This is a genomic window from Chitinophagaceae bacterium (assembly GCA_030053935.1).
Lineage (GTDB): Bacteria > Bacteroidota > Bacteroidia > Cytophagales > JASGCU01 > JASGCU01.
Window position 1 is genome coordinate 1 of record JASGCU010000026.1, and the last position, 9,743, is coordinate 9,743.

8 protein-coding genes are annotated in these 9,743 nt (G+C 30.6%); 4 read left to right on the top strand and 4 right to left on the bottom strand.

From position 1 onward, the window contains the following. The first annotated feature begins 670 nt into the window (after positions 1-670). On the top strand, positions 671-2,020 hold the full coding sequence (locus QM536_04230) for a hemolysin family protein (protein ID MDI9356221.1): 1,350 nt from the start codon (positions 671-673) through the stop codon (positions 2,018-2,020). A gap of 17 nt (positions 2,021-2,037) precedes the next feature. On the opposite strand, the gene QM536_04235 is transcribed toward QM536_04230, so the two are convergent. From QM536_04235 to QM536_04250, 4 genes are all read right to left on the bottom strand, one after another. Further along, positions 2,038-2,715 carry a DUF2461 domain-containing protein gene (locus tag QM536_04235; GenBank protein ID MDI9356222.1) on the bottom strand — a complete coding sequence of 226 codons (678 nt, stop codon included), beginning with the start codon at positions 2,713-2,715 and terminating at the stop codon, positions 2,038-2,040. Between the two features lie 187 nt (positions 2,716-2,902). Then, complete coding sequence (locus tag QM536_04240; GenBank protein MDI9356223.1) at positions 2,903-3,346, bottom strand: VOC family protein; 444 nt, start codon at positions 3,344-3,346, stop codon at positions 2,903-2,905. Positions 3,347-3,352: 6 nt separating this feature from the next. Further along, a complete protein-coding gene (locus QM536_04245; protein ID MDI9356224.1) occupies positions 3,353-4,744 on the bottom strand; it encodes a sodium-dependent transporter in 1,392 nt (463 codons plus the stop codon). 357 nt (positions 4,745-5,101) lie between these two features. Beyond that, positions 5,102-5,431 carry a hypothetical protein gene (locus tag QM536_04250; GenBank protein MDI9356225.1) on the bottom strand — a complete coding sequence of 110 codons (330 nt, stop codon included), beginning with the start codon at positions 5,429-5,431 and terminating at the stop codon, positions 5,102-5,104. Positions 5,432-5,948: 517 nt separating this feature from the next. On the opposite strand from QM536_04250, the gene QM536_04255 reads away from it, so the two are divergent. The 3 genes from QM536_04255 to QM536_04265 all read left to right on the top strand — a co-directional run. Continuing rightward, the gene (locus QM536_04255) at positions 5,949-6,851 is read left to right on the top strand and encodes an EamA family transporter (GenBank protein MDI9356226.1); all 903 of its coding nucleotides are present in this window, start codon (positions 5,949-5,951) and stop codon (positions 6,849-6,851) included. A 229-nt stretch (positions 6,852-7,080) separates the two neighbouring features. After that, positions 7,081-9,243 carry a DUF5916 domain-containing protein gene (locus QM536_04260; GenBank protein ID MDI9356227.1) on the top strand — a complete coding sequence of 721 codons (2,163 nt, stop codon included), beginning with the start codon at positions 7,081-7,083 and terminating at the stop codon, positions 9,241-9,243. Positions 9,244-9,516: 273 nt separating this feature from the next. Further along, the coding region (locus tag QM536_04265; protein ID MDI9356228.1) for a DNA adenine methylase at positions 9,517-9,743 on the top strand (227 nt) is incomplete at its 3' end.

Here is a 9,743-nt window from a genome sequence, read left to right on the forward strand (position 1 = left end):
TTATGAATTAGGGCTGAAAGTAGATGTGAGAAAGTTACCCAAAGGAGAATATGTTATTATAATATATGGAGAAAAAGAAGAAATATTGAAAACGGAGAAGGTAATTATCCATTAAGTTATCACAAAGGGTTCTTGAAAATCACTTTTGATGCATTTATGATTTTGGAACAGCTACCAATAGTTTTAAAACCCAATATAAAAAAACTTTTTGAGGTGGGTTAATTTTTAATTTTATATTTTTCTCAATAGGGAGAGATTATTTAACAACTTATATAGTTTTTAGTACAGGGAATCAAAAAAACATGTAAAAATATTGTTTTTTTGAGAGATATGCCAATTTTTGTGTATATTTATTGAGTCCACCACAAAAATTCATTTTTGATACACTTGTAGTTTTGTAAATGGTTGGTTATCAATATTTTTGAAACTCAATATTTTTGTGAAAAGAACTTTTCGGAGTGAACCCATATAGAGAGATTTACTTATTCCATTTAAAAATAATAACACAAGAAAAGTTGTATGGTGAGATTTATGAGTTTTGTAAAAAATATAAACTATTTTTCGTTTTTTATCTCAAATTTATAAAACATACATATCTTACCACTATAGATAATTTTATCAATAGTTTTTCATACCTACTAAAAAAATATTTTAACCCGATATATACAAAATGAGTGATATAATTATAAATATTACTATTGTTTTATGTGCCATTATCCTAAGTTTTTTCTTTTCGGGTGTAGAAATAGCTTTTATATCATGTAATAAACTACGAATAGAAATATTGATAAGAAGAGGAACCGTAGGAGAAAGTTCTTTTTTTAAAAAGATATTTGATAAAAGAAGGATAATGGATCTTTTTTTCAAAAACCCATCGCATTTTATTGCCACAATGCTCGTAGGAAATACTATCTCATTAGTATTATATACCTACTACTTGTCTCTCATCATACATCCATATATAAACAGTTTTATTCCAGATAGCTCCTATAAATATATTATGGAGGTTATTATAGAATCATTTACATCTACGTTTATTATTATTATTATCGGAGAATATACTCCTAAAATAATTTTTATGATGAATGCTAATAAACTATTATTCCAACTCCTCATACCAATAGTTTTTTTTTATTACCTCTTATTTCCAATTGTTTGCTTACTAGTATACCTCTATTTTTTTATAGTAAAATATATATTCAAACTCACATACACGAATGAGAACCCTGTATTTGGACTTATTGATCTCAATCAATATTTAGAAAATATATCCCTTTCAGAAATTAAAATAAAAGAACATAATCTGGATATGAAAATGTTTTTTAAAACAATAGATTTTTTTAAACTAAAAATACGAGATTGCATGTTAAAAAAAGAGAATGTTATAGCAATAAATATAACTGATGATATAACTTCTATAAAAAAAAAATTTATAGAAACAAAATTATCAAGAATTTTAGTTTATAGGGGGTCTGTACAAAATATTATTGGATATATACATATCAGGAGTATTTTTCACAATCTCATACATATAGAAGATAATATATACCCGTGTATTTTTTTTGAAGAGAATGTAATGGCTTATACAGTATTGGTAGAAATGCTCCAAAAAAGAAAATCAATAGGGGTTGTTATAAATGCGAAAAAAGAATTTTTAGGAATACTGACTACTAAAACTCTTGTTCAACAAATACTTGGGGATATAAAAGACGATCAAACACAATATCACCATGAATTTACCCAATACGAAGAACAAATAAATGAAAATGAATATATATTTGCAGCACATCTCAAGATAGAATATATCAATCAGCGATATCAAGGGAAATTTTATTTACCAACGGGAGATTATGAAACCTTATCTGGATTAATTTTAAGCTATAATAAAGATATACCACAAGTGAATAACGTGCTGGTTATTTCAGATTACGTTTTTAAAATTATCTCTATGACAAAATACAAAATAGATAAGGTAAGTATAAAAAAAATAGAGACCTCCCTCATAAAAAAAATACAATAAACGTATAGTGAATTTTTTTACACTCTATGCATACTATCTATAAAAAAAGTGTTTAATTTTTGGGCGGACACAAAATAATTTTTTAAAGTATTGACAAAATTATCTTCTAATGCTTTAGAAGAAGGGAGTTCTTTCCACCAATAAAACTGATTATTTGCAATGAGTGGCTGTGTTTCCATAGCATCCATCAGATCTTTTGGCAATTTTTTATTTTTTTTCCCTACGATACCACCAAAATTTTTGATAAAAGATGGTTCATTCACAAGTTTAGAAAAAATATCCCCATTATCTGAAATCTTATATCGAACTCTTTCCAGCATATTTTTATCCTCAAACCAATATACTCCCCCGGCAATTATTATTTTTTCACAAGATATTTCCATATAGTGACCAGGATATGTTTTATCCTTTGTTCCAAAAGGAGATAATAAAGCTGTCATATACTCTTTATACGGTTTTTTATCTTTTGAAAACCGTAGATCTTTATGAATTCGAAAAATAAATTTATTCGGATCTATCCCTATTAAATAGGGTTCTGAATCTTGCATATCCTCTGATATTGCTTTTAAAAGATTTATAAACGGAAACTTCACATCCTTCTCATAACGCGTTTTATTTTTTAAAAACCATTCCTTTGTATTATTCTCTCGCAGTTCTTGAAAAAACTGAAAGTACGATTGTTGTAAGATTGACATAACAGATGAATACCTTATATACCTACATTTTGTATGTGAAATAGAAATAATTACTCTATTATTTTTTGTATTTATTAATAACCTTTATAATTTTGCAACGGTTTCATTATCAATGCGTTTAAAATTAAATATTTGTGTAAAAAGAATTTTTAAGAAACTATTCTTGTTTATTATATATGGTATGGTATCATACTTTTTCAGAATAGTTGAACATCCATTGCACTCCGTATTTATCTGTGCAGCTTCCAAAGTAAGCTCCCCAAAACATATCTTGCAGTTCCATTGTTATCTTACCCTCTTTTGATAATGCGTGGAATAATCTTTTCGTTTCCGCTTTTGTATCTGTTTCTAAAGTAATGTGTATAGTATTTCCAAAAATGAGTGAGAAACCCATACTCTCGGGGGCATCTGTTCCCATAAGGATATGCCCTCCCAAAATAGGAAGTTCTATGTGCATCACTAAATTTTTGTCTTCTTCGGGAATAGAATGATTTTCTGCTGAAGGAGGCATATCTCTAAACCTTGATATTTTCCCATTATTACCAAACTCTCCCCCAAATACCGACCTGTAAAAATGAAATGCTTCCTCAGCATTACGATTAAAATTAAGATAAATGCTTGTTCTTGCCATTGGGTGTTAAAAAATAGTTATTCCAAAAAATTTATTAAGTATGGTAAATATAAAAATTATAAAAAGTATGACGGGACAAAAATATTTTACTGTGAAGTTTAAAAATAATTCCACAAAAGATCCTTTATAATTGGGATATCCCAAGCAAATTTCTTCGTTCATATTTTTTGTTTTCCATATATATGCGGCGAAGAAAGTCATTATGGTACCTCCTAATGGAAGTAATAATTCACTTGCAAAGTCATTTACAAAGGAAAGATAATCAGTAGGAGTTTCTTTGCCTCCGTATGTTATGAAATTTGTCCAAAAATCAGAATACCCATTTGCCAGCACGCATGGTATCCCTAAAATAAAGATTATTAATGCTGTTCCCCAAGTGGCAATAGACCTATTCATCTTTAATTCATCAACGCACCATGCTACAGGAACTTCTAGTAGTGAAATAGTAGAGGTGAGGGCTGCAAAACAGAGAAGCAGGAAAAACAAAGATCCTACTATACTACCTGTTACCGTACCGAGTGTTTCAAATACACCGGGGAGAGTCACGAAAATAAGCCCAGGTCCGCCCGTAACATTACTCATATCTCCGTTATTCATATAAGCAATGATAGGAAACATCATAAAACCTGCTAAAAAAGCTACAGAAAGATCTGTAAGAGTTATCCACATTGCAGAAGAAACGATATTATCGGCTTTATTTACGTAGCTTCCGTAAGTGAGTTGCATACCCATTCCCAAAGAAAGAGAAAAAAACGCTTGTCCTAAAGCAATGTAGATAGTAGAAATACTTACCTCACTAAAATCAGGGATAAGGTAATACGATACTCCTATTACGGCATTTGGTAAGGTAAGAGAATACAGAACTAATCCAATGAGTATAGCGAATAAAGTAGGCATCATTATTTTAGATGCTTGCTCTATTCCTTTCGTCACCCCTTTTGAAATAATAAAACCGGTTATAAACATGAAAATAAAAGCATAGATAATAATAGTATATATGTCTTTTGTAAAATCAGCAAAATGATTGCCTATTTCAAAATTACCGATGCTGAGATTCAGAAAATAACCGAATGCCCAACTCGCTACGACATTGTAAAACGAAAGTATCATCACTCCGCAGAATACCCCTATGAATCCTACAAATCTCCATTTTGGAAATCCTAATTTCGGAAATGCTCCAATGGCATTTTTCGTGGTGTTTCGCCCTATGGATATTTCTGTTATCATAACGGGAAAGCATAAAATGAAACAACACAATATATATATAAAAAGAAAAGCCGCTCCTCCTCCATTTGCAGCTTTGAATGGGAAACCCCATATATTACCCAAGCCTACCGCTGACCCTGCCGCCGCCATAATAAAACCAAATTTATTACTAAATGTTCCTCTTGATGACATATAATTCTATAAAGTAGTACCGTATTGAATAGTGTTTAAATAAATAAAAAATAACAATCTTTGCAATAAATAAAATTATAATAAAAAATATCTTTTTATTATAATATATTTAAAAAAAACAAACGCTATAATGTGTTTTTTTAGATAGATATTGCTAAAAATCCACCCCTTCAAAAATGAAACAAAAAAAAGAGAGTCACTTTTTACAGTCGCTCTCTGTTATTATCACAAATTATCCTGTCCTTATTTGAGAGAAAGAAAAATCTTTTTTCATAGTTGTATACTATAACACATATATTGCATCTGCTCTGTGAATACGATGAATATTCTTTGCTGTATGAGTAAAAGTATAAAATGTCATTTGGAAAAAATATCTTTGTTCCACTTACGGAATTCGTAGTATTTACTTTTAGGCTCACCTGACCATCCATTTATTCCTTTTTTCTTTGGTAAATAATACCCGTGAATATATATAACAGGGAAAATAAATAGAGAAAGTAATGTCATAGATATTATTCTACCAAAAAATACGGAAGCAAAGCAAACTAACATAAGTATTAATAAATACTTGCCTACTCTTCTAACTTTTGGTGTTCGTTCTTCAAAATGCCCCATAAGGATATTACCTAAAGCAAAAATTATACTGACAATCGCTACCTCAAACCATAATGATTCTGTAGTCCACATATTCATCTACTTTTTAAAATATATAAAAATAAAAAGACAATTGTTCTATAAAAAACGAAATTACACTGTAATACATAATTTGATCTCTTGAAAATTTTAGAATGAAAATAGAGCGATTGTATCACTCGTTTTTATATCTCACAATACTATAATACATTTGCAAATTATTCTCGTTTTTTATTCTTTGTTTCGGATAATGCTGTATATATTTTTCCATTACATAAAAAATGGAAGTTTATACAAGGTTTCTTATAATTTTTTTATATGGTTTTTTATTTGGAAAGTATTTTATAGTTTAGAAAGGAGATAGTTGTTTATTTTTCACAAAACCATTCTATATTTGTGAAAAAATAAGGTATTTTGAAATAATACCATTAAAATACTTATATTGCAAAAATAAAAAAACATAAAAAGTTCTTATCCTTCTAAGATTATGAAGAAGAGAAAAACCACTTTTTAGCAAATACTTTCACATCATATTTTTGAGAACAATCTTTTATCGCATTAAAAAAACATTATGAGTAGAGAGTTTAAGGCGTATTTAGCCCTTTGTTATGTTTCCATCGTTTGGGGAACAACGTATTTAGTATTATTGATAGGGGTTTCGCAATTTCCTGCATTTCTTTTTTCGGCATTACGTCAAATGTTAGCGGGGGGGTTATTACTCCTCTTTGTTTTTATAAGTTCTCACAAAAATAAAATCACACGTTCCTATATAATTGACCAATTCATCATCGGGTTATTGATGATAACCTTTGGAAATGGGTTTGTCGGATATGCAGAAATGTATATATCCAGTAGTTTAGCCGCACTTATTTGTGCAACTATGCCTGTTTGGATAGTATGTATTAATATGATACTTAATAGGAATGAAAAACCAAATAGCATAGTTCTTTTCGGACTATTGTTAGGAATAATAGGGATAGGGCTTGTTTTTAAAGAACATCTCATAGAACTTTTTGATAGCAGATATCAAATGGGGATTGGGTTGGTGTTTATAGCCGTTATAGGATGGTCTATGGGAACGGTTTTGATAAAAAAAAAGGCACCCTATTATAAGAATGTCATTATGAATTCGGGATTTCAGCTTTTTTTTGGAGGAGTTGGCATTTTTGTATGTAGTTTGTTCTTTGATGATTTCTCACGGATACACCTTGTGGATACCAAGGGAATTATTGCATTACTCTATCTTATTTTCTTTGGTTCTATAGGAGCATTTGTTTGTTATTTATATGCTTTATCAAATCTCCCTGTGGGGATTGCTTCCGTCTACTCTTACATTAATCCTGCGGTTGCTGTGGTTTTGGGAGCGATTGTATTAGATGAAAAACTGAATGTTTTTATATACCTTGCCCTTATTTTTATAATTGCAGGAGTGTTTTTGGTCAATTATGGCTATAGAAAAGTAAAAAAAACGTAACATCTTGATGTTTGCTCTAATGCAACTTTCTTATTTTTTTTTCGTCTATTCTTCTATGCTATTTTTTCAGTTTATTGAATCAAATTATTTGCTATCATTGAGTATGAGAGATATGTTTATGGTGAAAATTATTTTTCTATTTCTTTTTTTTATAAGTGGGGGATACCATGTTTTTTCTAAAACGGATAGTGCAGGGGCTACAAAAGAGATTTTTATCCGTAAAACAAAAGTGGCAGTCAAATTGGATGGGGTTTTAGATGACGAAGCGTGGAAGCATGCGGAAAGGGGAGGGGATTTTCATCAATATTTTCCTTACGATACATCGTATTCGAAGTCAAAGACACAAGGGATGTTTGCTTACGATGAACATTTTATTTATTTCGCTGCCATAATGTATGATTCTTTACCCGGAAAACATGTTTCCCTCTCATTAAGACGGGATTTTAGAGGTGGAAATGCAGATGGGATAACAGTAGTATTTGACCCTTTTTTAGATAAAACGAATGGATTCTTTTTTGGTGTCAATCCATACGGAGTTCAGAGAGAAGGTTTGGTATCTAATGGTGGTTTTTCCCCTGAAGATTTTAATCTTTCTTGGGATAACAAGTGGTATTCTGCCGCAAAAGTATATCCAAATTGTTGGATAGCAGAGATGGCTATACCTCTTAAAACACTACGATATAAAGAGGGAAGCAAAGAATGGCATGTAAATTTTTATAGAATAGATTCTAAGTATAACGAAAGAGCTCTTTGGGTAAAGATGCCCCGTCAGTTCGAAATGTTTAACCTTGCTCATACGGGAATATTACATTTTGAAGAACCACTCCATGCACCGGGAATGAATATATCTCTTATTCCATATATAAATGGAAATTATACCTTAGATAAAGAATCTGATCCCGTTCTTTCTAAACTTGGCTATGATATAGGAGGTGATGCAAAGGTGAGCATAACCCCTTCTCTCAATCTTGACCTCACTGTGCTACCTGATTTCTCACAGGTAGAGGTAGACCAACAGCAAACAAATATAAGCAGATTTGAGCTTTTTTTTCCCGAACGAAGGCAGTTTTTTTTAGAAAATGCAGACCTTTTTAGCAATTTCGGTTTTGGTAATGCTCGCCCATTTTTTTCTCGAAGAATAGGCATAACTATTGATTCTTCTACCGCTCAAAACGTTCAAAATAAAATATGGGCAGGAGGTCGACTCAGCGGAAAGATTGGAAACGATTGGAGAGTGGGTGCTATGAGCATGCAAACAGCTGCCGATAACTCAATAAACACACCTTCTTATAATTACAGTGTTCTTGCCGTCCAAAGAAAACTCTTTTCCCGCTCTAATATAGGTGCTATAGTAGTAAATAAACAAAATTTTGAAGGTAAACCAATAGATATTGAAAATCCAGAAGAAGGATCCTCTAATACTTTAGCAGGTATAGATTATAATCTTGCTTCTAAAGATGGAAAATGGACCGGAAAATCTTATATGCACAGCACTTTCAATAAAAATACTTCATCGAGTAAACCCGAATTATCCCATGGATTATGGTTTGGGTATACTTCTCTCAATTATTTTTGGGGATGGGAACATCAACTGGTTACCGATAATTTTAATCCTAAGGTGGGATATGTTCCAAGAAACAATTTTTTAAGAGCACAACCTTATTTTGGAAAAAACTTTTACCCAAAATCCAAACATATAAATAATATTACTGCATTGTTTTTTTCAGAAACATTTGCCAATAACCAAACTCTTTTTGAAAAAAATAGAGTAGATATAAATGATTTCGCTATCGGAACGGAATGGGAATTCAGCTTACAAAATACAAGTGCATTCGGGTTCTTTGGAAACCGAAATTATGTAAAACTCTTCGATGATTTTTCTCCCAGCGGCAATGATGATGAACTCTTAAAAAAAGATGAAGAATTTTGGCAGTATGATGTCGGAGTATTTTATGCATCTAATCCAAGAAAACCTTTTAATTTTAGAGTTTCAGGAGGAACGGCAGCTTATTATGTAGCACAACTCTACTGGACAAGATTTAATATAGAATACAGATACCAACAATATGCTACCATAGCCATAAATGCAAATTTTAATTCTATAAATTTTGATTCCCATAATCAGAAAAATCCCAATAGAAAATTTACAAATACAAACCTAGTCCTGATAGGTCCGAGGATAGATATTACTTTTACAAAAAATATCTTTTGGACTACATTTATCCAATACAATAACCAAGCAGAAAATGTCAATATAAATAGCAGGATTCAATGGAGATTCCAACCTGTTTCAGATATATACCTCGTTTATACAGATAATTACTCTGATATTACATACGGACTTAAAAATAGGGCAATAGTTTTCAAAATTACCTACTGGTTAAATTTGTAAGAATACATTTTTATCTTTTTGTCAACGGATCCCATGCTTTCAAGCGTGGGATTTTTTTATGTTCCTGCTTTAAAAAATAAATGGAGAGAAGGATAGATGTTTTTTTTATTCTTATCCTTTTGAGAGAAAAGAAATATTTTTTTTATAATGAAATGAGAAAAACATAAAAAAAACTCTCTTATATTGCTTACAATTGCAAAATAATTAAAAATGAGTTTTATTAATATTCAAACAGTTACAAAATTATAAAGGTATCAAACAAAATTTTTCTGAATGGATTCATTACCATACCTTTGTAAAAAAACATCTCACATGCTTTTTAAAAACTATCAATATTTTGCTTACGAATTTCCCGAACCACAATATTTGGGGGCGAAATATACTTTACTAAAATGGCTGATACAGTATATTCCTAAAAATATACATACTGCTCTTGACGCATTTGCAGGTTCGCAATCTGTTGCATATTTATTCAAACAACTTGGTTTTCAAGTATTTAC